General features: G+C 70.5%; 1 pseudogene. It reads left to right on the forward strand.

What is annotated here, in order from left to right:
• Positions 1-78 precede the first annotated feature (78 nt).
• Positions 79-509: pseudogene (locus tag FVA95_RS29350) on the forward strand (hypothetical protein); the annotation flags it as partial.

Consider the following 509-nt stretch of genomic DNA (forward strand, 5'->3'; position numbering starts at 1 on the left):
CAGCAACGACTGAACACCCGACAAGGGGGTCAGTCCCAATCCGTCGTTACGGGGTTACTCCCAACCCGCCGTTGACAAGTGGAGCGTCAGGTCGCGATCGCGCGCGAGCACGTCCTGGCCGGGCGCAGCTTCTCCTCGATAGCTGAGGTTGACGCGGCGTTCGCGGCCTGGGTGCCGCTGCGGCGTCGGCAGGTCCATCGCACCCACGGCGAGCTCATCGGGGCCAGGGCGGCCCGCGACCACGCCGCCCTGGCGCCGTTGCCCGAGTTCGACTACCGGGTCACCGAGTCGCACCTGCGTCGGGTCGGGCGCGACGCGCTGATCAGCTTCGCCGGATCGTCCTACTCGGTGCCCGCCAGATCCGCTGACGGCCGAGTGACCAGAGCCGGACAACGGGTCGAGGTCCGCGCCGGCAACGACGACATCAGCATCTATCGCCTCCCGGCCGACGGCCCGGACGGCGTCGCGCTGCTACTGGCCCGACACCAGCTCTCGACGGTCCACGGCGC

Source organism: Pseudonocardia sp. EV170527-09 (assembly GCF_008369905.1).
In the GTDB taxonomy this organism is placed as follows: Bacteria; Actinomycetota; Actinomycetes; order Mycobacteriales; family Pseudonocardiaceae; genus Pseudonocardia.